This window comes from Prevotella sp. PTAC (assembly GCF_013166535.1).
Taxonomy (GTDB): domain Bacteria; phylum Bacteroidota; class Bacteroidia; order Bacteroidales; family Bacteroidaceae; genus Prevotella.
In genome coordinates, this window is record NZ_JABKKK010000006.1 from 137,471 (window position 1) to 160,515 (window position 23,045).

Annotated in this window: 15 protein-coding genes; 6 read left to right on the plus strand and 9 right to left on the minus strand. The window is 42.4% G+C overall.

Features of this window, described 5'->3' with window-relative positions; genetic code table 11:
- Window positions 1-2: 2 nt before the first annotated feature.
- From HPS53_RS06080 to dnaN, 4 genes are read right to left on the minus strand one after another with little or no spacing between them, the layout of a single operon-like run.
- Entirely contained in the window at window positions 3-911 is a 909-nt protein-coding gene (locus tag HPS53_RS06080; protein WP_172205095.1) for a DUF4835 family protein, read from the minus strand.
- 38 nt (window positions 912-949) lie between these two features.
- The gene (gene coaBC / locus HPS53_RS06085; RefSeq protein ID WP_172205097.1) at window positions 950-2,146 is read right to left on the minus strand and encodes a bifunctional phosphopantothenoylcysteine decarboxylase/phosphopantothenate--cysteine ligase CoaBC; all 1,197 of its coding nucleotides are present in this window, start codon (window positions 2,144-2,146) and stop codon (window positions 950-952) included.
- A 6-nt stretch (window positions 2,147-2,152) separates the two neighbouring features.
- Window positions 2,153-3,007, minus strand: a complete 855-nt coding sequence (locus tag HPS53_RS06090; protein ID WP_104368727.1) for a 3'-5' exonuclease — start codon at window positions 3,005-3,007, stop codon at window positions 2,153-2,155.
- A gap of 15 nt (window positions 3,008-3,022) precedes the next feature.
- A complete protein-coding gene (dnaN, locus tag HPS53_RS06095) occupies window positions 3,023-4,147 on the minus strand; it encodes a DNA polymerase III subunit beta (RefSeq protein ID WP_104368728.1) in 1,125 nt (374 codons plus the stop codon).
- A gap of 168 nt (window positions 4,148-4,315) precedes the next feature.
- Here dnaN and HPS53_RS06100 point away from each other — a divergent pair, with 168 nt between their 5' ends.
- Window positions 4,316-4,732, plus strand: a complete 417-nt coding sequence (locus tag HPS53_RS06100; RefSeq protein WP_104368730.1) for a DUF3127 domain-containing protein — start codon at window positions 4,316-4,318, stop codon at window positions 4,730-4,732.
- Between the two features lie 435 nt (window positions 4,733-5,167).
- On the opposite strand, the gene feoB is transcribed toward HPS53_RS06100, so the two are convergent.
- From feoB to HPS53_RS06120, 4 genes are all read right to left on the minus strand, one after another.
- Complete coding sequence (gene feoB, locus HPS53_RS06105) at window positions 5,168-7,723, minus strand: ferrous iron transport protein B (protein ID WP_172205099.1); 2,556 nt, start codon at window positions 7,721-7,723, stop codon at window positions 5,168-5,170.
- A gap of 242 nt (window positions 7,724-7,965) precedes the next feature.
- Complete coding sequence (gene secA, locus HPS53_RS06110; protein WP_172205101.1) at window positions 7,966-11,310, minus strand: preprotein translocase subunit SecA; 3,345 nt, start codon at window positions 11,308-11,310, stop codon at window positions 7,966-7,968.
- A 64-nt stretch (window positions 11,311-11,374) separates the two neighbouring features.
- Window positions 11,375-12,946 carry an alkaline phosphatase family protein gene (locus HPS53_RS06115; RefSeq protein WP_172205103.1) on the minus strand — a complete coding sequence of 524 codons (1,572 nt, stop codon included), beginning with the start codon at window positions 12,944-12,946 and terminating at the stop codon, window positions 11,375-11,377.
- A 4-nt stretch (window positions 12,947-12,950) separates the two neighbouring features.
- Window positions 12,951-14,195, minus strand: a complete 1,245-nt coding sequence (locus HPS53_RS06120; RefSeq protein ID WP_172205106.1) for a DUF4105 domain-containing protein — start codon at window positions 14,193-14,195, stop codon at window positions 12,951-12,953.
- 33 nt (window positions 14,196-14,228) lie between these two features.
- On the opposite strand from HPS53_RS06120, the gene HPS53_RS06125 reads away from it, so the two are divergent.
- From HPS53_RS06125 to HPS53_RS06145, 5 genes are all read left to right on the plus strand, one after another.
- Window positions 14,229-14,972 (plus strand): type III pantothenate kinase, encoded by a 744-nt coding sequence (locus tag HPS53_RS06125; protein ID WP_172205109.1) that lies wholly within the window; start codon window positions 14,229-14,231, stop codon window positions 14,970-14,972.
- Window positions 14,969-16,270, plus strand: a complete 1,302-nt coding sequence (locus tag HPS53_RS06130; protein WP_172205112.1) for a hypothetical protein — start codon at window positions 14,969-14,971, stop codon at window positions 16,268-16,270. Before HPS53_RS06125 ends, HPS53_RS06130 begins: the two co-directional genes overlap by 4 nt.
- Before the next feature lie 65 nt (window positions 16,271-16,335).
- Window positions 16,336-16,986, plus strand: a complete 651-nt coding sequence (gene lptC / locus HPS53_RS06135; protein ID WP_172205115.1) for an LPS export ABC transporter periplasmic protein LptC — start codon at window positions 16,336-16,338, stop codon at window positions 16,984-16,986.
- Window positions 16,983-18,242 carry a hemolysin family protein gene (locus tag HPS53_RS06140; RefSeq protein WP_233210148.1) on the plus strand — a complete coding sequence of 420 codons (1,260 nt, stop codon included), beginning with the start codon at window positions 16,983-16,985 and terminating at the stop codon, window positions 18,240-18,242. The genes lptC and HPS53_RS06140 overlap by 4 nt, the downstream gene beginning before the upstream one ends.
- Window positions 18,243-18,369: 127 nt before the next feature.
- A complete protein-coding gene (locus HPS53_RS06145; RefSeq protein ID WP_172205118.1) occupies window positions 18,370-20,514 on the plus strand; it encodes a peptidylprolyl isomerase in 2,145 nt (714 codons plus the stop codon).
- A 794-nt stretch (window positions 20,515-21,308) separates the two neighbouring features.
- Here the strand turns inward: HPS53_RS06145 and HPS53_RS06150 are convergent.
- Window positions 21,309-23,030, minus strand: coding sequence for an AAA family ATPase (locus tag HPS53_RS06150; RefSeq protein ID WP_172205121.1), 1,722 nt, complete (start codon window positions 23,028-23,030; stop codon window positions 21,309-21,311).
- Window positions 23,031-23,045: the final 15 nt, after the last annotated feature.

Here is a 23,045-nt window from a genome sequence, read left to right on the forward strand (position 1 = left end):
TGTCATTCTCTTATTTTATTCCATGCATTGCTTTGCGAAGCGTTTATTCCAAGCAAAATATCGTATACGGATTCTTTTTCCTTTTGTGTGCCTTTTCCTTTGTATATATTTGCCAGTTCGTCACGTTTATAGTCTGTCCATATTTGTGGCAGAAGGCTGAGCGGTTTGTTCTCATGCGCCGTCTTCAAGCCCTCCTGCAGTGCCGTGGTGATATTTGTCCGTCCGCGTTCCGCATTGCTTGCCATCTCATCAAGGCCTTTACGGTAATAATCGTATTGTAACTGCCGGAAAGGTTTCATCGCCTCTTCCATATAGTCGTTGATAATGGCAAAGCGGTTTCTGCTGTTCTCAAAAGCTTTCCATCCTGTGAAGCTAAGGTTCTGCGTGTTGTTGACCATATAGAGGCAACGTCGCAATATCTCAGTGCCACCCATTGGTGAAAAACTGTCCAAATCAAGTCCTATTATCAAGTACGCATAGTATGCGATCAATGCTGTCAGTTGGTTGTCAACGTTCTCGTCGTTATAGTTCAATTGGTCAAACTGTGCGAACTCAAAGTTGAAATCGGCATCCTTGTTATTGTATAAAGTAGTGGTGTATTGAGAATTATATACCGGTCGGTTTGCCTGTATCATGGCTGTGCACTCAAACATGTTGCTTGTCTTGTCATATTTGGTTATCGTGATGTTGAAGTTGCATACTATTCTCTCGTTTTTCTGAAATTGAAGCTCTGTCCATTGCCGTTCGTTTATGAACTGTTCGAGTGTCTGTTGCAGGTTTTCAAACACGCTGACATCAGTAACTCCAACCTGACTGTGGTTGATGTTGACCTTTGCCAACAGTTCCTGGGCTTCGGAACGGCCAGCAATGACAGTCATGACGAGTATAAGCAATGATTTTATTATCTTCATATCGATGTGCTAACAGAGAATATATATAACTAATATGATTACATGATACCAACAAGTTCAGAAACAATATCGGCCGCAACGTGTGTTTTATGCTTTTTGGGGAATTCCTTTATAACGTTTGCCGATATGATGCATATTTGGTTCTCATCTGACTGGAAACAGGTACCGGTGTTTCTGAGTGAGTTTAACACGATGAAATCAAGGTTCTTACGTGACAGTTTCTGTTTTGCGTGTTCAGCCTCGTCATTTGTTTCGAGAGCGAAGCCGACCAGCCGTTGCCCGGATGTTTTCATCTTTCCTATTTCAGCGGCGATATCGTGTGTTGGACTTAATGATATTGTCAGATTGTCTTTTCCGCGTTTGATTTTATTTTCCGCGACTGTCGCCGGTCGGAAATCAGCTACTGCTGCGCATAATATAGCCGCATCGCATCCCTTGAATTCGGTTGTTGCGGCATTGTACATCTGTTCGCAGCTTTCCACGTCAATGCGTCTGATGTTTTTATGATTGGTGTGTAATGCCACGGGCCCGGCCACCAAAACGACATCCGCTCCACGACGGGCACATTCCTCAGCAAGTGCGAATCCCATCTTGCCGCTTGAATAGTTGCCTATAAATCTCACTGGATCTATTTTCTCATAAGTAGGTCCGGCTGTAATCATTATTCGTTTGCCGCGCAGTTCATCACTGTTTCCATTGAAAAAGTCGTCTAATGCACGTACAATGCTCTCAGGTTCTTCCATGCGTCCTTTGCCTTCAAGTCCGCTTGCGAGAAATCCGCTTTGTGGCTCAATGATATGGTTGCCGAACGATCGCAGACGCTCAATATTCTGTTGTGTGGACGGATGGGCGTACATGTCAAGATCCATTGCTGGTGCTATGAAAACCGGAGCTTTCATGGACAGATATGTTGTTATCAGCATATTGTCAGCCACTCCGCCTGCCATTTTTCCTATCGTGGCGGCTGTGCATGGTGCAATCAGCATAGCATCGGCCCATAGCCCTATGTCTACATGACTGTTCCATGTACCATCACGCTGTGAGAAAAATTCGCTTATGACCGGTTTGTGTGTAAGTGCAGACAGTGTAATGGGGGTTATGAATTCCTTTCCGGCCGGTGTTATCACCACTTGCACTTCCGCACCCTGCTTTATCAGTCCGCGGATTATATAGCATGCCTTATATGCCGCTATCGATCCTGTTATACCTAAAACTATCTTTTTGCCTTTGAGCATAATTCTCTATCCTAATTTGCTTTCGCGTAGTCTGATGCGTGTGAGCACTTGTTTTGTGTTATATGTGAAGTCACCGCCAAGTATCCAACTGTAATACCCCGGATCATAGCGCAGTACTGTGGCTACGGGTTCACCTTTATGTTTTCCGAAGTTGAATACCTCAACTTTCTTAGGATTGCCGTCTTTGTCGACGACGGGTTGCCCCTTGGCATCTTTCATATCAGCCCATACAATGCGTCCGGCAAAATCCACGTTGTTATTATGGTGTGAGAAATTTGCCAGAAAGTCCATGTCGTTTTGAAGATGCCGTTCCGGATCAGGTTCGGTTTCAGGATTGTACTTGTCGAGCTGTCCCATTAGCACACGGTATGTGGCCTCTGTGTCCTGGTCGGCACGGTGAGCTTCGAAATCATCTTCCATAGCTCTGCCGCAGTAGAATTTATAGGCAGCGGCGAGATTGCGACGTTCCATTTTATGAAATATGGTTTGTGCGTCTATAAGGCGGCATTTGCTGAAATCAAAATCTATGCCTGCCCGAAGGAACTCTTCGGCAAGCATAGGTATATCGAAATAGTTTGAGTTGAAACCGGCAAAATCGCACCCCTTGAACTCTTCGCTGATTTTTGCTGCAATGGTTTTGAATGCAGGTTTGTCTTTTACATTCTCGTTAGTTATGCCTGTAAGCGCAACTACCTCCTGTGGAATGCTTTTGCCCGGATTTACAATCTCATTGCCTCTCTGCTCCCGTCCGTCGGGATATACCTTAATGTACGACAGCTGTATGATGCGGTCTTTTACCAAATCAAGTCCCGTCGTTTCGAGGTCAAATACAATTAGAGGCTTTTTAAGATTTAACTTCATATATTGTCTTTATCTTTATTCGTTGATGAGCATAGGCATCATGAGCATAAGCACGTCTTGGTTTTCCGGTTGTTCGGACGGCAATACCAGTCCGGCTCTGCTTGGATCGGCCAGTTGGATAATTATTTCGGGACAGTCGAAATTATTCAATATCTCTATGAATGACGCCCCTTTGAAACCGATGCTCATAGGTTGGCCGTTATATTCACACGACATTTTTTCCGTGGCTGTCTTTGAGAAATCGAAGTCTTCTGCATCGAGCTGAAGCATTCCGTTTTCGATGTGAAACCTTATCAGGTTGCTTGAGCCGTTGGCAAACGGCTGTACGCGGCGGAGTGCGCTGAGCAACGATGCTCGGTCGACTGTGATTTGATTTGGGTTACTCTGCGGAATTACCGAGTTGTAGTTGGGATAGCGTCCTTCTATCAGTCGGCATGTGATTATTCCGTCGCCATAATTGATTTCTGCGTTGCGCTCGTCAAATCTTATTGTCACGTCTCCGCCATCTTTGCCGAGCAGGTTTTTAAGCAGTGTCGCCGGTTTCTTGGGCATTATGAACGATGCGGGAGTGTCGCTCTTTATCGTAAGCACGTTATTGCGCACGAGTTTGTGCCCGTCGCTGGCTACGATAGACAGACAGTCGCTTTTAAGGTCGAAGTATATTCCGTTCATAACCGGGCGAAGTTCGTCTTGCGCAGTGGCAAAGAGCGAACGGTTGATATTGTCGGCCAACAAACCGTTGGATATTGTTATCGTGTGTGCTCCATGTCCTATTTCCTGCGCTTTCGGAAACTCGTCCGCGCTTTCCACCGGTAATGAGAACATACCATTCTGATAACTTATTTTTGCTATATTTTCCTGTAGGTTGACATCAAAAGTGATAGGTTGCTCTGAAAATCCTTTTACTGCTTCAAGCAGATCGTGGTTGCCTACGGCAAATGTCCCGTTCCCGTCGCTGTCTATCAGTTCCATTGTTGTCTTCATCATGTTCTCACTGTCGGATGCGGTGAGGTGTAGAATGTTATTCTCTATCTCGAAAACGAAATCGGAGAGTATGGGCAACGAGTTTTTGCTGTTTATAACCCGTGACAGGGCACCGAGTTTACTGCTGAGCGCAGTGCTTGATAATGTAAATCTCATGTGTATATTTTATATTTTGTTTTTACTTCTCATATTGACTACAAAAATACAAAATAACTATGGCAGGAACAAAAATAATTACTTAAAAGTTACCCTAATTAAAACTATTTTTGTAATTTCGCAATCTCAAAAGCATGGATTTTATAATAAAAACATAATATTAGATAAATGGAAATAACAGGAAGAATCATTGCCGTATTGCCGGCAAACAGTGGAACATCGGCACGCACTGGCAATCCTTGGATGTCGCAGGAATATGTGTTGGAAACCCACGATCAGTTTCCCCGTAAGTGCTGTTTCCGCATTTTCGGAGAAGACCGTATAAAGCAGTTCAATATTCAGGCCGGTGAGGAAATTACCGTGTCTTTCGATATAGATGCACGTGAGTATAACGGGCGCTGGTTCAACAGTATCAACGCATGGGCGGTGAACCGTAATATGCAAGGGCAGGCAGCTCCTCAGGACCCTGCTGCCGGACAGGCATTCCTGGCTCAGCAGCCGGCACAGTCGGTGCCTACTGCAACACCTTTCCCACCGGCTCAGGATAATGGTAGTGAGGGAAGTGCGGACGACCTGCCATTCTAATAGATATGTAAAAGTAAATGATATTCATAATCTCACTATTTGCATTTCAGTAAAAAAGAGCTGGTGTTTTTGACATAACAACCTTGCTTATTTGATATAAAGAGTCTGCCGGAAAACGGTTGGCTCTTTTCTTTTTGCCGTATTGACATATCAATATATTGTTTTCTACATCAGATATTGTTGTATTTGACTGGTCTGTGCATTCCAAATAGGAAAAACGTAATGACGGGTATTGCAGTCCATTTGATATATCCATTTGAAGCTACACATAGAAGTATTTTTTTTGATAACCAATGCAAATATTTAAAACGAACTTTTCCGTGCAGAAATATCTGTTGAGTTGGAAAAGTTCGTTTTCTTATGTCAATATAATTCTGAATGAAAATGCTTTTTTATTTGCTTTTAGCGGTTGGCCGAATCTTTTTACCGGGCTTGTCAGGCATCGGTGAACAACAGCCCTATTTGATATGCTGAGGCAGATATTATCCATGCCAGTACTGTTGTATATGCGGCGGCAAAAAGTGCCCACCGCCATGAGCCACTTTCATTTTTGATAGCGGCAATGGTTGCTATGCAGGGGAAATATATCAGCACGAAGAGCAGATAGCAGAATGCGATGAGCGGGGTGATTCCGTTTGCTGTCATCTTGCGGTGAAGTTCGGTATATTTGGTGCGTGTGTCTTTGCCGATATCGTCAATCATATTGTCGTCTCCACTGTAAAGCACTCCGAGCGTGGAGGCAACGATTTCTTTTGCGCCTACGCCTGCAATCAGCCCGACATCAAGCCGCCAGTCAAATCCTTGGGCACGGAAGATGGGTTCGATGGCCTTTCCGATACATCCTATATAGCTTTGTTCCTGTTGCTGTTGTTTATCAAGGTTGTTGTCATGTGGAAAATATCCAAGTGCCCATACTATAATGCTTGCCACGAGAATAATGTCTCCCATCTTTTTTAGATATTGCTTACCTTTTTCCCATGTATGACGGATGATGGCTTTTATTGTGGGAAAACGGTATGGAGGGAGTTCCATTACAAATGGAGTGTCTTCTCCTTTTATAATCTTGCTACTTAGAATACGGCTTACGATAATGGAAAGCAGTATGCCGATGGCATATAGTGAAATCATGATGAGACTCTGGTATTCCACGGCAAAGAAAGTGCCGGTAATCATGATATATATCGGCAGGCGTGCAGAACAGCTCATCATGGGCAGCACGAGCATGGTGATGAGTCGTGAACGGCGGCTTTCAATGGTTCTTGTTGCCATTATGGCAGGTACGTTGCACCCGAAGCCCATTATCAGGGGGATGAACGATTTACCGTGGAGTCCCATTTTGTGCATCAGTTTATCCATGATGAATGCGGCCCGTGCCATGTATCCAGAATCTTCCATGAACGAAATGAAGGCATAGAGTATCAGTATCTGCGGTAAGAATACAATTACGGAGCCTACGCCTCCTATGACTCCTTCAATGAGCATATCCTTGAATGCTCCGTCTGCAAGTGCGCTGCCGAGCCAATCGCTCAGTGCCGATACTCCTGTCTCGATCCAGTCCATGGGGTATTGGCCGATAGAGAATGTAGCTTGAAACATTGTGTAGAGCATGAGGAAAAACAGTGGGAAACCTATATACTTGTTTGTCACGATACTGTCAATCAGGTGGGTCTTCTGGTATGTGTCCTGCTTTTTCCCTTTCTCGTACCCGGATTCTTGAAGCGCACCATGGATAAATCCGTATTTGGCATCCATTATGGCTGTCTCCGTATCTTCTTTCGTGTCTTTTTTTATCTGTGCTGCTTGCCTGTCGCGTATTTCGATTATTTTATTTCCGTTGTGAAGAGATTGTGCGAGTTGTTCCGCTTCAGAGTCCATTTCGAGTAGTTTGATTGACAGATAGCGGGTTGAGTATTTGTGACGTATTTGCTCATCTTCCTGCAATTCGGTTTTGATGGCTTCAATTCCGTCTTCTATCAGTCGTCCGTGATTGAGATGTATGTGCCTGTATACACTGTTGTTAGGGCGGTTCCCGTGTGCGAAATCTTCGCTGTGGTTGCCGGTGGTATCTTTGCCGTATGTTTTGTGCCAATGCTGTATGTCGGCAGCGACCTCAGGATTGATATTCCCCTCTTTGTCGAGGAAGTCAACTCCCTCATACATATTTATTATTATATGGAACAGCAGGTCTATACCTCGGCCGGTTTTAAACACGGTGGGAATCATCGGCACTCCGAAAAGCCGGCTCAGAGTTTGGTAATCGAGTTTGTCGCCGCGCTGTTCAAATTCATCAAACATGTTCAGTGCGCACACCATTCTAAGGTGCATGTCTACAAGTTGTGTTGTCAGATAGAGGTTACGTTCTATATTGCTTGAATCAATTACATTAATGATTATATCGGGAGTTTGTTCTATAATCTGTTTTCTGACATACAGTTCCTCCGGGCTGTATGCCGAGAGTGAATATGTGCCTGGCAGGTCAACTAGATTGAATTCATATCCTTCAAATTTTGCATGCCCTTCCTTGGCGTCAACCGTAACGCCCGAATAGTTCCCTACACGCTCGTGTGCTCCCGAGGCGAAATTGAACAAAGATGTTTTTCCGCAGTTGGGATTTCCCACAAGAGCCACGTTTATGGTGCGTCTCTTTCGCATTGCCGCATCGCGGAGTAGTTTTTCTGTGTGAAGTAGTTTGTCGTCACAACCGTTTATTATAATATTGTTCGGCTTATTTTCGGAATGTTTCTGAGGTCTGGTGCATAATGCGTCTTCTTCTGATATTATCTCTATCATGTCGGCCTCATCGCGTCTGAGCGAGACCTCATATCCCATAATCTTATATTTGACGGGGTCTTCCAACGGAGCGTTGAGCAATACTTCGACGATTTTTCCTTTTATGAAACCCATCTCGACGATGCGTTTGCGAAAACCGCCGTGTCCCAATACTTTTACGATAACTCCCTTTTCGCCTGTTTTCAGTTCGGAAAGTTTCATGTCTTTATTTGTTGTTTTATGCAAATTTACAATAAATAAATTGCAAACCGGTGGCAAACTGTTTTAAAAAGAGTGCAAATACCTAAAAATGATGATACAGGAAAGGGATGTATGGAGTGGTGATGAAAAATAGGTATAAGTCTTATATATAAAAATAATCGACAGGCACACAATAATATAATGATATTTCCGTGCCTGTCGATTATTTTAGTTGGTTATTCTAATATGTATGCGGCTTGTTTTTATACAAGTCCGCGGCCATGGCAGTTCTTGAATTTCTTGCCACTTCCGCATGGGCATGGGTCATTGCGACCAGGCAGTTTGTCTTTGACGATGGGAGCTTGAGGTTGCGGCGAGCGGGTGTCGTGAGCTGCCGCTGCGGCCTGATTAGGGTCTGTAAGTTGTTCGTCAGACAGGTTGTGCTTATTCTCCGTATATTGAGGATGTTGTGCCAGCTGCTCGGGAGCCGCCTCACGCACATCTTCCTGTTGCATCTCCGGAATACCACTGCGCATGAGTATGGCTACAATGCGGTTGTTCATAGAGTTAACCATATTGTCGAAAAGTTTTACACTTTCGAGTTTGAAGATGAGAAGTGGATCTTTTTGTTCGTAAGATGCGTTCTGCACGCTGTGTTTCAGGTCATCAAGCTCGCGCAGGTTTTCTTTCCAGCAATCATCTATGATATGCAATAGTATTGATTTCTCAAACTGTTTAATCACGCTTTTGCATTCCGTTTCATACGCTTCTTTGAGATCGCATGGTATGTTGTACATTTTGCGTCCGTCCGTGATTGGTACCATTATGCGCTCATAGATAGCTCCCTGATTTTCATATACTTGCTTTATGATGGGCCATGCCACAGTCTGTATACGTTCTGTCTTGCGTTTGAATGCGTCCATTGCGGACTGGAATGAACTTTCTGCTAGAATGTCATGTTTTGTGTTTACGAACTCATCATTGGAGAAAGGTACTTCCATTGCGAATACATGCATGAATTCCTCTTTGCAGCCTTCATAGTCATTGTTGGCGATAATGTTGACCACACGATCCCATATTATGTTCGAGATATCCATTCCTATGCGTTCACCCATGAGTGCGTGGCGGCGTTTCTCGTAGATGACGGTACGCTGTTTATTCATCACATCATCATATTCGAGGAGACGTTTACGTATACCGAAGTTATTCTCCTCAACTTTCTTCTGCGCTCTTTCAACCGTGCTTGAAATTATCGGGGCTTCGAGTACATCGCCTTCTTTGAAACCAAGTTTGTCCATTACATTGGCGATTCGTTCAGCAGCGAACAGACGCATCAGCTTGTCTTCAAGAGAAACGAAGAAAATGGATGAACCGGGGTCGCCTTGACGACCGGCACGTCCGCGGAGCTGGCGGTCTACACGTCGACTTTCATGACGTTCTGTTCCTATGATTGCGAGTCCGCCTGCGGCTTTCACATCAGCGGACAACTTGATGTCGGTACCGCGACCGGCCATGTTGGTGGCAATTGTGACTGCTCCAAGGCCGCTTACGCTCTGTCCGGCAAGAGCCACGATGTCGGCTTCTTTCTGATGCAACTTGGCATTAAGAACCTGATGAGGAATTTTGCGCATGGTGAGCATCTTGGACAACAATTCTGATATCTCTACGGAAGTGGTACCCACAAGTGTCGGACGGCCGCTGTTGCGCATCTTCTCTATCTCTTCAATCACTGCATTGTATTTTTCTCTTGCAGTTTTGTAGACACGGTCATTCATGTCTATTCTCTGTACCGGACGGTTTGTTGGAATTTCGACAACATCGAGTTTGTATATATTCCAGAACTCACCAGACTCGGTTGATGCGGTACCGGTCATTCCGGCCAACTTGTGGTACATGCGGAAATAATTCTGCAAAGTGATTGTGGCGAATGTCTGTGTGGCCGCCTCAACTTTTACATGTTCCTTGGCTTCCACAGCCTGATGCAATCCATCGCTCCAGCGGCGACCATCCATGATACGTCCGGTCTGCTCGTCGACGATTTTCACTTCACCGTCGATGACAACATATTCGTCATCTTTATTGAACATTGTATACGCTTTGAGCAACTGTTGCAATGTATGCACACGTTCACTTTGGATTGCATAATGGTTTAACAGTTCGTCTTTTCTGTTGAGACGTTCTTCATCGTTCAGGTTTTTCTCTGCTTCAAGTTCAGATAATTGTGAAGCGATATCGGGTAAAACGAACAATTCTTTATCGTTGACTTTATTTGCCAACCAGTCTGTGCCCTTATCAGTGAGATCACAGGAATTCATTTTCTCATCCACAACGAAATACAATGGCTCGACAGCTTCCGGCATGCGACGGTTATTGTTCTCCATGTATATTTCTTCGGTTTTGAGCATTCCCGATTTTATTCCTTCTTCCGACAAATATTTTATCAATGGCTTGTTTTTCGGTAATGCCTTATGTGAACGATATAGGGATAGGAAGCCTTCATCGATGAGTTTTTGATTGTTTGATTGGCGTCCTTCCGTAATCTTTTGTTTGGCATCAGCCAAATACTGTGTAGCTAATTTACGCTGAACGTCGACAATACTTTCAACGAGCGGCTGATACTCTTCGAACATCTGATCATCTCCTTTGGGTACAGGTCCAGATATGATAAGTGGGGTACGGGCATCATCGATTAATACGGAGTCAACCTCGTCGACAATGGCATAATTGTGGGCACGCTGCACAAGATCAGCGGGCGATGTCGCCATATTGTCGCGAAGGTAGTCGAAACCGAATTCATTGTTTGTACCGAATGTTATGTCGGCCTGATATGCATTGCGGCGTTCCGGTGAGTTTGGGCGATGCTTGTCTATGCAGTCGACAGATAATCCGTGGAACTCATATAACGGTCCCATCCATTCGGAGTCACGCTTTGCCAGATAATCGTTTACAGTGACTACATGTACGCCATTACCGGTAAGGGCGTTGAGGAATACTGGTAATGTGGCCACAAGGGTCTTTCCTTCACCTGTCGCCATTTCGGCGATTTTACCCTGATGAAGAACAACTCCACCGAAGAGCTGTACATCATAATGGACCATTTCCCATTTAAGGTCGTTTCCTCCAGCAGTCCAATGATTATGGTATATGGCTTTGTCGCCGTCTATGGTGATGAAATCGTTTTTAGGGTTTGAGGCCAATTCACGGTCGAAATCATTGGCGGTAACAATTGTCTCCTCGTTGTTTGCAAATCTCTTGGCTGTCTCTTTTACGATAGCGAAAACCTCGGGCATTGCTTCATCAAGCTTCTGCTCATAGATTTCTAGTATCTCTTTTTCCAACTTGTCTATTTGATTGAATATCCCTTCACGTTCATCGATAGGTGTGTCTTCTATATGTGATTTAAGTTCGGCAATCTTTTGTTTTTGCTCTTCTGCCGAATTTTGGATATGTTGCTTTATCTGGATTGTCTTATTTCGCAACTCATCGTTACTGAGTTTTTCTATCTCGGGATAAACAGCCTTTACTTTTTCTACCAAAGGCTGGATTAATTTCATATCTCGGGATGACTTATCACCGAACAGTGATTTTAGGATTTTGTTAAAGTTCATTTTGTATGACGTTTTTTATTTATTTCTTAATTTAGGATGATTGTTAATTGAAAATAGGTTATTCTCAGAATAACGGCTCAGCGGAACATGCGTTCGGTGCTCTTATTCTTATGAATTTTGCAACAGTCGGAGCGATGCGGTCTACTGTTATAGGCAAGGCTATTCTTTCGGCTCTCGTTCCCGCACCGTATATTATGACCGGAAACTGTATGAAAGATGCCCTGGAGAGGGTATTCTCCATGTTATTTTCATTAACCAATCTCCAGCCAGGTGCAACTTCTATGAGAATATCACCGTTTCTCTCATGGTGAAAACCGTTTCGTATCTTGTCTATACGTTGGTTGTTGCAGGAAAGAAGTTGTAATGAAGTATATACGTTTCTTACCCCTGACATTTGGGAGAGAAACTCTTGAGCGCGCTCGGTCGCTTCTGTAAGGCTGATGTGTTTTTGCTCCAATAGCTTGTGGTCAAGAAACATTTGCGGACCGAAACATGTCTCTACATATTTCCCTTGTCCCCAAATAGCACCGAAATACATGTTTAGCAGGTTGGCTGTGCGTGCAATATTGAATGCGCCTGATGGTATTTTGAATTTTGAATAGTCCGCATTCTCTTCATCACAATATCCAGTACTTGTAATGACGAACAATACGTTGTCGTTGCCTATTTTATGTTCTATGTCGGTTATAAGTCGACCAATTGTCCTGTCCAACCGAACGTATGTGTCTTGCAACTCCATTTGACAATCGTTTATTGTCTTGTGGTCGAAATTTCCCGCGTAGTATGTTATATTGAGCAAGTCGGTAAAACCATCGGTTCCCATGGCATTGCTTGTCATACATTGCAAGGCAATGTTTGTGATGCTTTCGTTTACAAGACCGCTTGTTTTATACTCACGGTATCGTCTCGAACTGTTGAATTTATGCTTGAATGGTTTCTGCATTCCGCCATTCATGAAATAACAGAAATTGCCGGATAAATCTGTAACCGGAGTCCATTCCGTATGGCTGATTTGTGAAAGTGATTTTAAACTGTTGTAGCCCCATATCCATCCAGGCATGGACTCATAGTAGTATGTTGATGAGCACCAACTTCCGTTCTCGTCGTCAATCCATACGGCACCATCCCCAGCATGTCCGGCCGATATTACTGCAGCATCTCTGAATGGAGATATTGAATATACAACAGCCTTGCCGTTCGTAGCCACTTTCAACTCGTCTCCAATGGTGGATGAACTGATGTTTTGGGGAGATGATTTGTCTTTTGTTTGTAGTCCCGGATATTTGTCATCGTCAACGCAGTAGGCCGGCCGCAGGGTTTCTTTATTCAACCAGCGTGCACTTATTATACTATTGTAATAAGGTGTAGTACCGCTGAAAAGCGTGGCAATGGCCGATGCCCGGTCTATTGGAGAAAAGGGGTAGGAGGCATTTGTATATAAGATACCTTTCTCAAACAATTTCTTAAATCCGTCATTTCCATATAAAGGAGTGAATGCCTCCAAATAATCGGTTCTCAATTGGTCGATGGAAATATTGACGACCAACTTTGGAGCTGATTTGACTGTGCTGATTTGTGCATGTCCTTGTGCGGCAAATGCAGCTAATATTATTAATGACAGATATCTGTATTTCATTTATTCATGCGCTTTTCGTCATAATTCTAGTATGCATCCAGCTTCTAATCAGCAAAGATAATGCCACAATTGTCATTCCCTCTGCATAATCTTGAAAAACAGATCCTATTAAGAATAAAACAATCGCAGCCTCATATATATGCCAATATGAGTTTTTTTTCTTTTTAATTACCGTGGGAATAAACAGTAGTGATATTGGATTTAAAATCAATATTTGCAGATTAGTGCTTGTAGTAGGGTGTTCAGAAAAAAGAAGTGCCAGGACAACTATGCCTGCCATGCCGGTAATGAGCATGGTAAATACATCAAATACAATGCTTGTTTTGCGTCGTCTGTATTCCTTAAAAGAGATAACAAATGTTATAATAAGGAATATATAGGCGCATAATATTGGGCGAAATATGGTTACAGACGCTTCGTTTGTATTTGATTTTAATATTATTTGATTTGATTTTACGAGTGGTTTTGTCTTTCCGTCATATACAATTTGCGCATTGTCAAAATCTCTCATCAGGTTTTCAGGAAGAAACTGGCTTTCAACAAGTGTCATGGTCTTATCCGCTTTAAAGCCAAGGCACAAATCGTTGCCGAAAGACGCCCATGGATAATTTTCCGTATAATCGTGTATTTCGTCTCTAAATGATTTTTTTTCGTTATTAATTTTCTTATAAACGATGTCTCCCGTGATGCTTTTTGCTATTATATCTCTTGCCTGTGTTGTGCAATTGTTATAAAAAAAGTTGTATCGATATACTTTGTTCTCAGGACGATAATTCTCTTCCAAGGCATTGATGATTTTCATTTTTTCTTCATGTGTGATGTTCAGTACCTGTTCGTTCACTTGGCATCCGAAACGTTCATATTCTTTCTGGAAAATATGAAAAGGAACAACACCCAGTTCATAGTCCGTCTTTCCAAAGACAAATCGCAGTACAAAAAAAGGTTTTCGGAAATTAAAAACCCCATAATTGAAAACCCAGTCTCCTCCTGTTGTCAGGTCTTTGTATCTTATCGCTGTATGTCCGTAGAGACTGTATATGGCATCATGCGGTGAGCATGTTAGCAGACTTATTTCGATTGAGTCGTTGGTTCTTGTGGTACTGGTCTGTGAATAAACAGGCGTAAAACCACTCACAGCCATCAGAAAGATGGTTGAAATGATAATTCTAAAAACACTTTTTAATTGTTTCACGATGCAAAAATACTCTCTTTTTTCTACTTTCGGTGCTATTATTTCGTTTTTTTTCAATAATTTTGCACGCTGTAAGCGAAAACTGCATAAATGAATTTAACGATAGACATCGGTAATACATGTGTAAAACTCGTTGCTTTCAATGACACTACTCCTGTTGAAGAGATGAGGATGGATTGTGATGAGTTGTTTAAATTGAATGATTTCTGTGAGAAATATCATTTTGAGCATGGCATATATTCTTCTGTAATCAATCTGTCGGATGAGTTTAAAAGTGCGATAGGGAATTTGTCTTTTCCTGTTATGCGGTTGATTTCTGGTGTTACTCCAATACCTGTTATTAATAAATATTCAACTCCTGCCACATTGGGAACAGACCGATTGGCGGCGGCTGTAGGTGCTTTCTGCTCGGTGGAAAGACGTGATATATTGATAATAGATGTCGGCACATGCATTACTTATGACTTTATTAATTCCGATGGGGAATATCTTGGAGGAAATATCTCGCCAGGACCGACAGTCAGACTAAAGTCACTCCATACTTTTACTGACGCTCTCCCTCTTGTGGAACGAAAAGGGATGATGTCTGATATAGGTGAGACAACGGAAATGGCTATAAGGAATGGAGTCATGCACGGTGTGGAATATGAGATAGAGGGGTACATAAATGATTTCTCATCCAAATATCCTAACCTTTTGGTTTATTTAACAGGTGGAGTACAGCTAAATTTGCGCATTTCAGAAAAAAAGTGCATCTTTGTAGACAAATTGATAGTTCCAAAAGGACTTAATTATATACTTCTTTATAATATCAACGAATTAATCCACAAATGAAAAGAATAATATTAAATAGTGTTATATTGGGATTTATGGCCATACAAGCAACAGCGCAAAGCGGCACCAACTCCCCATATAGCCAATATGGATTAGGTGTTTTGTCGGATCAGTCACAAGGTTTTAACCGTGGTATGAACGGTTTGGCGTTGGGAATGAGGAATGGCGATCAGGTGAATTTCCTTAATCCGGCATCTTATTCGGCGGTAGATTCTCTCACGATGGTTTTTGACGTGGGACTTTCCGGTCAGTTGACTAATTTTAAGGAAGGCGGAAAGAGATTGAATGCGAGAAACGCTGATTTTGAATATGCAGTGGCAGCATTCAGGGTTTTGCCCAATGTCGGTTTCAGTGCAGGTGTTGTTCCGTTTACAAATATCGGCTACAACTATTCCGCTATGTCGAAAGTCGGCTTGTCTGACATGATTTCCACTGAGACATACAGTGGTTCTGGGGGCATTCATCAGGCTTATGTCGGTGCAGGCTGGAACTTTTTTGACGGTTTTTCAATAGGTGCCAATTTCTCCTATTTATGGGGGGCTTATGAAAAGAATGTATCAATAACGAATAGTGACAGCTATGTCAATACTGTAACAAAGACGTATAGCACTGATGTGAGTAGCTATAAAATAGACTTGGGATTACAGTGGCAAAAAGAGATTCTTAAAGAAAATATACTGACATTAGGTCTTACTTATGGTCTTGGTCATAATTTAGGTGCAGACGCTAAGTCTTTGATTACGAACAAGAACAGTCAGACCAATGTTTCTACTGACGCTGAGTATGTTGTCGCTGATGGTTTAAGCATTCCCGATATGTTCGGTGCAGGTCTTTCATGGGATTATAAAGGTAAATTGATTTTGGGTTTTGATTATTCGCTGCAAAAGTGGGGGAGTCTTGATATACCTGAGACAAGTGCAGAGACGGGGCTGTATCAGTTGAAAAGCGGTTTGCTTAAAGACCGTACCAAGCTTACTTTTGGAGGTGAATGGACACCTGGAGGTAAGTTTACTCCTAATAGTCGGAAAATGAAATTCCTAAGCCGTGTGAATTATCGGTTTGGAGTTTCTTATGCGACGCCTTATGTGACGGTAAACGGTAAAGAGGGACCAAAGGAATACAGTGTCAGTGCGGGTTTTGGAATACCAGTAGTAAATTCAGACAGGCGTTCTGTTCTTAATATCAGTGGACAGTGGGTTCATTCGTCTGCTAAAGAATTGATAACGGAAAATACATTTCGTATAAATGTCGGTCTTACTTTCAATGAGCCTTGGTTCATGAAGATGAAAGTGAGGTAATGCGGATTGTTATACTACTATTGGATGTTTTTATGTCTGATAATGATATAATGGACGCAGTGAGGATGAGAATGTTTCTCATCCTTGGCGCTCTTTTGTTTTTCTTGTCATGTGAGGAGGGTAAGGAACATGTGGCACCGGCTATTCATGAACGTGATTCCGTATCTGTGATGACAAGTTTTGGTGTCAATACGTTGATTTCGGATTCAGGAATTATTAAATATCGCATTGTAACAGAACGATGGGATGTCAATCAAATCAAGCAGCCAACGCGTTGGACTTTCATAAAAGGTATTTTCTTTGAGCAGTTTGATGAGAAATTTCATGTACAGGCTTATATTCAAGCAGATACGGCATGGTATTATGATCAGAAAAAGTTATGGGAACTTCGCGGCAGAGTACGCATCCGCAATGTCAATGGAATGATCTTCAATAGTGAGGAATTGTTTTGGGACGGACTTACTCATGAACTTTACTCTTATAAGTTTTCACGACTTGTGACTCCAGAGAGAACTTTGCAGGGTACATATTTCCGTAGTGATGAGAAAATGACGCATTACACAGTGTCTAATTCGAAAGGTTCTTTTGTGAAATCAGATATGGAAAGCGAGCCTATTGAAAGTGATGCGCAGGAAAAATCAGACACAGCAACGGTAGAACAGTTTGTACGTCTGGCAGCTACGCCACGGGCGGCAACCAATAAAAATATGCAATGACTCAGCAGATCATAGGATTATTGATAACGATGGTATTCTCGGCTTTCTTTTCGGGAATGGAGATAGCTTTTGTTTCAAGCAATAGGTTATTGGCAGAAATGGAGCGTGGTAAAAACGGATTGGCTCAAAAAGCGATAGGATATTTCTATCGGCATCAGAATAATTTTGTGAGTACAATGCTTGTCGGCAATAATATAGCCCTTGTCATCTATGGTATATTGTTTGCGCAGATATTCGATGCTACTTTGTTTTCTGCGCTTAGTGATGGTGAGCGTGTCACCGCAGACACAATTCTTTCAACTGTTGTGGTTTTGTTCACAGGTGAGTTTATGCCAAAGACCATATTCAAAAGCAACCCTAATACTTTGCTCACAATCTTTGCCATACCAGCATACATCTGTTATGTGATATTGTATCCTATATCCCGTTTCTCAACTTTTATTTCCCGTCTGTTGCTTCGTGTGGCAGGGGTGAAAATGCGAAAGGAGAAGGAGGGCGCAGAGTTTACTAAGATAGATCTTGATTATCTTGTTCAGAGCAGTATTGATAATGCCAAAAACGATGAGGAGATAGAAGAAGAGGTTCGTATATTTCATAATGCTCTTGATTTTTCGGATAAGAAAGTTCGCGACTGCATGGTACCTCGGACGGAGATAGAGGCTGTGGATATAGATGAATGTGGTGTCGATGATTTAAAGAATCGTTTTATCGAGAGTGGTTTCTCGAAAATTATTGTTTATAAAGATGACATAGACCATATCATAGGCTATATCCATTCGTCGGAGATGTTCCGTAATCCGCAGACATGGAAAAACCATATTCGCACTATTCCATATGTTCCGGAGATTATGGCAGCAAGAAAACTTATGCACATGCTTCTTCAACAAAAAAAGAGCCTTGGAGTTGTAGTGGATGAGTTCGGCGGTACCAGTGGAATAGTGTCACTCGAAGATATTGTGGAAGAAATATTTGGTGATATAGAAGACGAGCATGATAGTACAAACTATATTGCGACGAGGATGGATAATGATGAATACATGCTCTCTGCACGTCTTGAAATAGAAAAGGTGAATGAGATGTTCGGTCTTGATTTGCCAGCCAGTGACGATTATATGACTCTTGGTGGCTTGATATTGCACGAGTATCAAAGTTTCCCGAAACTTAATGAAATAGTGAAAGTCGGGAACTATGAGTTTAAGATAGTTAAGAATACGATGACAAAAATAGAGGTGGTGAAGCTAAAAGTCCTTCAATAGACTATTTTTTTTACGTTTTATACCGCTGTTTAGTATAAATTTAGTAATTTTGTCCACTAAAGTAAATTAACAATATCTGCTTTTGCAGAGTAGAATGAAAATAAAATAATAAAACAATAAAAAAGTAATGGCAGCATTAGGAACAATCAGAAAAAGAGGCGCAATCCTTGCCGGTATTGTAGGTTTGGGTCTTTTTGCGTTCATCGCCGAGGAGGCGGTACGCTCTTGTGAGGCGACACAAAACGAGAAACGCCAGCAAGTGGGTGAGGTTTTGGGAGAAAAGATCTCGGTGCAAGACTTTCAGGCTCTTGTGGACGAATATCAGGAAGTGATCAAAATGACACAGGGGCGTGACAATTTAACGGAGGAAGAACTTAACAGCATCAAGGATCAGGTATGGGAGACATATGTGAACAACAAGTTGTTGGCAAGTGAGGCCGGTAAGTTGGGACTTACGGTTACAGATACCGAGTTGCAGAATATTCTCAAGGAGGGTAAGAATCCTCTTCTTATGCAGTCTCCTTTTGTTAATCAGCAGACAGGACGTTTTGATGCTTCCATGCTGACAAAGTTCTTGGCAGACTATAAGGGTATGGCAAACGGGCAGAACCCACAGATGGCAGACCAGTATCAGAAGATCTATAACTATTGGAGATTTATAGAGAAAACTCTACGTCAGCAGACTCTCGCCATGAAATATCAGCGTCTACTATTTACCGGTTGTCTGATTTCTAATCCGATATCAGCCAAGATGGCTTTCGAAGCACAGAACGAGGAAAGCAACATACAGTTGGCCTCTATGGCATATTCTACAATCAACGATAATAAAGTAGAGGTAAGTGAGAGCGATATCAAGAGGAAATACGATGAAAAGAAAGACATGTTCAAGCAATATGTCGAGACTCGCGACATCAAATATGTTGATGTGCAGGTATTGCCATCGGCGGCAGACCGCAAGGCTTTGATGAAGAGTATGAAAGATGCCTCTACTGAACTTCAGGGCGGTGCAGAGCCGGCAAATGTCGTTCGTAAGGCACAGTCGCAGATAGCATATACAGGTATGCCCGTTACGTCAAAAGCGTTTCCGAGCGATATTTCCGCCAAACTCGACTCAATGGTTGTAGGACAGACCACGCAGCCGTTTGAGACAACACGCGATAACACACTCAACGTAATTAAGCTCATCGCTAAGACACAGATGCCTGACTCGGTTGAGTATCGTCAGATTCAGGTTGGTGGAGCCACGGTTGAGGCAGCTCGCAAGACAGCAGACAGCGTATACAATGCTCTTCAAGGCGGTGCAGACTTTGAAGTTTTGGCAAAGAAATATAATCAGGACGGTGCTAAGCAATGGCTTACATCTGCAATGTATGAGAACAGCCAGATGATAGATCCAGATTCAAAGGCATATCTTGAGACAATCAATTCACTCGAGGTAAATGAGACAAAGAATCTCGAAATGCCTCAGGGTAATATCATTGTTCAGGTGACGGCTCGAAAGGCGATGGTTGATAAGTATACTGCAGCTGTAATTAAGCGAACTATAGATTTCTCAAAGGAGACATATTCTGCTGCTTATAATAAGTTCAGCCAGTATGTGAGTGAAAGCCGCACACTTGAGGCTCTTGAAAAGAATGCTAAGAAGAACGGTTATCAAGTTCTTGAACGCAGGGATATGGTAAATTCTGAGCACAATGTGGTTGGAGTGCGTAGCACACGTGATGCCATGAAATGGATATTTGATGCAAAAGAAAATGAAATATCTCCTCTTTATGAGTGTGGAAACAACGATCACATGCTTGTTATTGTGATGACAAAGATACATCCTGTCGGTTATCGTGATGTGGAAGATGTGAAGGATATGCTGAAAGCAGAGGTTATTCGCGACAAGAAGTTTGACATGCTTAAAGAGAAATTGGCCGGTGTAAATAATATCGCTGCCGCAAAGACAAAAGGAGCACAGGTTAACGATGTGAATCAGATTACTTTTGGAGCACCGGTGTTTGTACAGGCAACAGGTACAAGTGAACCTGCACTCAGTGGAGCTGTTGCAGCTGTAAAACAGGGACAGTTTAGTCCACGTGTAATCAAGGGTAATGGCGGCGCCTACCTGTTCAACGTGGTTAAAAAATCACAGCGTGCGGGTGCTAAGTTCGATGCGAAGACAATGGAAGCCCAACTCTCGCAGCAGGCGGCTCAGGCAGCATATCGCTTTATGAATGAGCTTTATATCAAGGCTGATGTAGTGGATAACCGCTATCTGTTCTTCTGATAATCTGAAGGAATAGGTCTATTACATGATATGAGCGTCACGGACAGGGTACTACAATCCCTTTCGTGACGCTTTTTTCTTTTTTTGGGGGGGGTATAAGTGTATCGTAATAATATTTTGTTTATAGATTTTTTGTGGTATATTTGCGTGCTGTTAAATGTATTTGAAATATGATTATGCGGATAAATATTTACAAAGTTAACCCGTTGGCGGAATTAATATTGCTGTTTTTGTGAGATTTAATATCATTTTGTCATTAGTTTTTCAGATTTGGAATTATACAGCTGTTATATAGCAACATATTGATAGAACAATCTGAAAAGAAGCACTCCTTTGACAATTATGGCAAACTCATAAAAAGCACCATGCCGCTGATTATCAGTTGTTCCGCTAAAAAATTAACGGGTAAAGTTAATATAAGAGTATTTTTTCAACTAATGAAAATGAGATTTATATAATTCGGGTAAAGTGTAAAAAATGATAAATTAGTGTTTATATTATAATTTGTCGGGTGTTATTATTATGTTCCGATTAATTGTATGGACGGGGACTTCATCAATCAGTGAAGTTCTGTCTACATGTTTTATGATAATGTATATAGTTCTGTTTATATGGTACTATGGCAAATGCCTTGATACTATCTTTGTTGAGTGCGGATGTTGCCAAAGACAATAAAAGTGCTAATGCTGTTAAAAATGAGTTTTCTTGTTTTTATAGGTTTATTATTATTCATTGGACTATTTGTTTGTTCGTTTATTATTTAGAGCGGGTTTCCACGCATTGAAGATTATGTGTTATGTTTTCAGTTTTTTCAGCCTCCGTATAGCGTCAAATGCTTCCGGATATAATTCAATGGCTTTCTCGTAGTTCTTTATAGCCGCTTCTGTCATGTGTTCTCTTTCACACTCTTTGCCAAGCAAGGTATATTCAGCGGCAAGTTTTTTGAGGAATTCATTTTTCCGGATTTGCTCTTCCTTAAGTTTTTTGTTTTCTTCTGCGAGAGTGTGTATAATTCCGAGTTTTTTGCGGATTAGACGTTTTGCGGCAGGTTTCTCGATGTCGTAGCGACTGTGAATTGCTTTGAAGAAGTTGTCGAGGAAAGAGTCGAAGTCTCTATTGTCGAATGCTGTGACGGCATCGTGATATTCTCGGTCGGCCTTGCTTTCGCTCAACGCCCGGTCTATATATCCACGGTTATTGTATTGGCGGGCGAATTGCACGACTTCTGTTCTTACGAATATATCCGACATCTTTATCGGTTCGCGCAGGCTGATTCCGTTGAGTGACGTGCAGCGGCTGAGAGCTACGTATGTCTGTCCTCCGGCAAATACGCCACCAGTGAAGTCTATGTTTACCTTACGGAATGTGAGTCCTTGACTTTTATGCACGGTTATTGCCCAAGCAAGGCGTATAGGGAATTGGGTATATATGCCAAGTTGTTCTTCTTCTATTTTTTTCTCTTTCTCGTTGAACACGTACCTTGTGTTTTCCCATATCTCACGTTCCACGTCATACTCGTTGCCGTCTTCCATAACCACGCAGATAATTTCATTTTCCTCATCTATACCGCTTATTACACCCAGCGAGCCGTTTACCCACCGCTTGTCTTTGTCGTTCTTGATGAATATAACCTGTGCACCAGGTTTCACTTGTAGTTCCATCGGGGTAGGGAGGGACGTCTCGGGAAAGTCACCTTTTATATTGCCATGGAAAACAGATGGACGACCTTTAATGCTAGCCAGTTGGCGGTCGTTAATATAATCTACTGTAGTGCGGCGTGAGGCAAGGGTTATGATAAGGTCAGAGTCTTTTCCGTTAAGTTTGGACCCAAGCCGTGAGTTGAGCGTCTTAAGGTCGTGTACTGTTGTTGAGTTATTTCTGATACGGTCTAGAATACCGATGAAGTCGGCATCAGTCTGTCTGTAAACTTTACGCAGTTCGATACTTATGAGAGGCATCTCATGGAAAATTTTTGCTGCGAAGAAATATGATGACGGGTAGAATGGTTGTAGCAGTCGGCGGTCGTCTTCACGTAATACGGGTTCGAGTTGATATATATCGCCGACGAATAGCATCTGTTTTCCACCAAACGGCTCACGCATGTTTCGACTGTATATCCTTAGCACTTTATCCATGAAGTCGATGATATCCGCTCGCACCATGCTTATTTCATCGATGATGATGAGTTCCACCTCACGAAGCAATTTGCAGTGGGCACCGCTGTATTTCAACGTCTGGCGGATGTTGCGTGGACTGTAACGGCTGTCGTTTGGGAGTAGGGGATGAAACGGAAGACGGAAGAAACTGTGCAGGGTACTCCCTCCGGCGTTGATGGCCGCTATGCCTGTAGGTGCGAGAACTACGTGCTTTTTCTTTGTGTTTTCGGCGACATAGCGAAGAAAAGTTGATTTACCCGTCCCCGCTTTTCCAGTCAGGAAAAGCGAGCGACGGGTATAATTGATTATTTGCATGGCATCATGCCATTCCTTGTTGTCTTGATCGGGTGTTAATGTCATCTCTATTGCATGCAA

Coding starts and splice junctions, on each gene's coding strand:
- HPS53_RS06125 (WP_172205109.1), top strand. CDS start 14,229: ATGAATTTAACGATAGACATCGGTAATACATGTGTAAAACTCGTTGCT.
- dnaN (WP_104368728.1), bottom strand. CDS start 4,147: ATGAGATTTACATTATCAAGCACTGCGCTCAGCAGTAAACTCGGTGCC.
- HPS53_RS06115 (WP_172205103.1), bottom strand. CDS start 12,946: ATGAAATACAGATATCTGTCATTAATAATATTAGCTGCATTTGCCGCA.
- HPS53_RS06090 (WP_104368727.1), bottom strand. CDS start 3,007: ATGAAGTTAAATCTTAAAAAGCCTCTAATTGTATTTGACCTCGAAACG.
- HPS53_RS06080 (WP_172205095.1), bottom strand. CDS start 911: ATGAAGATAATAAAATCATTGCTTATACTCGTCATGACTGTCATTGCT.
- HPS53_RS06145 (WP_172205118.1), top strand. CDS start 18,370: ATGGCAGCATTAGGAACAATCAGAAAAAGAGGCGCAATCCTTGCCGGT.
- HPS53_RS06150 (WP_172205121.1), bottom strand. CDS start 23,030: ATGACATTAACACCCGATCAAGACAACAAGGAATGGCATGATGCCATG.
- coaBC (WP_172205097.1), bottom strand. CDS start 2,146: ATGCTCAAAGGCAAAAAGATAGTTTTAGGTATAACAGGATCGATAGCG.
- HPS53_RS06130 (WP_172205112.1), top strand. CDS start 14,969: ATGAAAAGAATAATATTAAATAGTGTTATATTGGGATTTATGGCCATA.
- feoB (WP_172205099.1), bottom strand. CDS start 7,723: ATGAAACTTTCCGAACTGAAAACAGGCGAAAAGGGAGTTATCGTAAAA.
- secA (WP_172205101.1), bottom strand. CDS start 11,310: ATGAACTTTAACAAAATCCTAAAATCACTGTTCGGTGATAAGTCATCC.
- HPS53_RS06100 (WP_104368730.1), top strand. CDS start 4,316: ATGGAAATAACAGGAAGAATCATTGCCGTATTGCCGGCAAACAGTGGA.
- HPS53_RS06140 (WP_233210148.1), top strand. CDS start 16,983: ATGACTCAGCAGATCATAGGATTATTGATAACGATGGTATTCTCGGCT.
- lptC (WP_172205115.1), top strand. CDS start 16,336: ATGAGAATGTTTCTCATCCTTGGCGCTCTTTTGTTTTTCTTGTCATGT.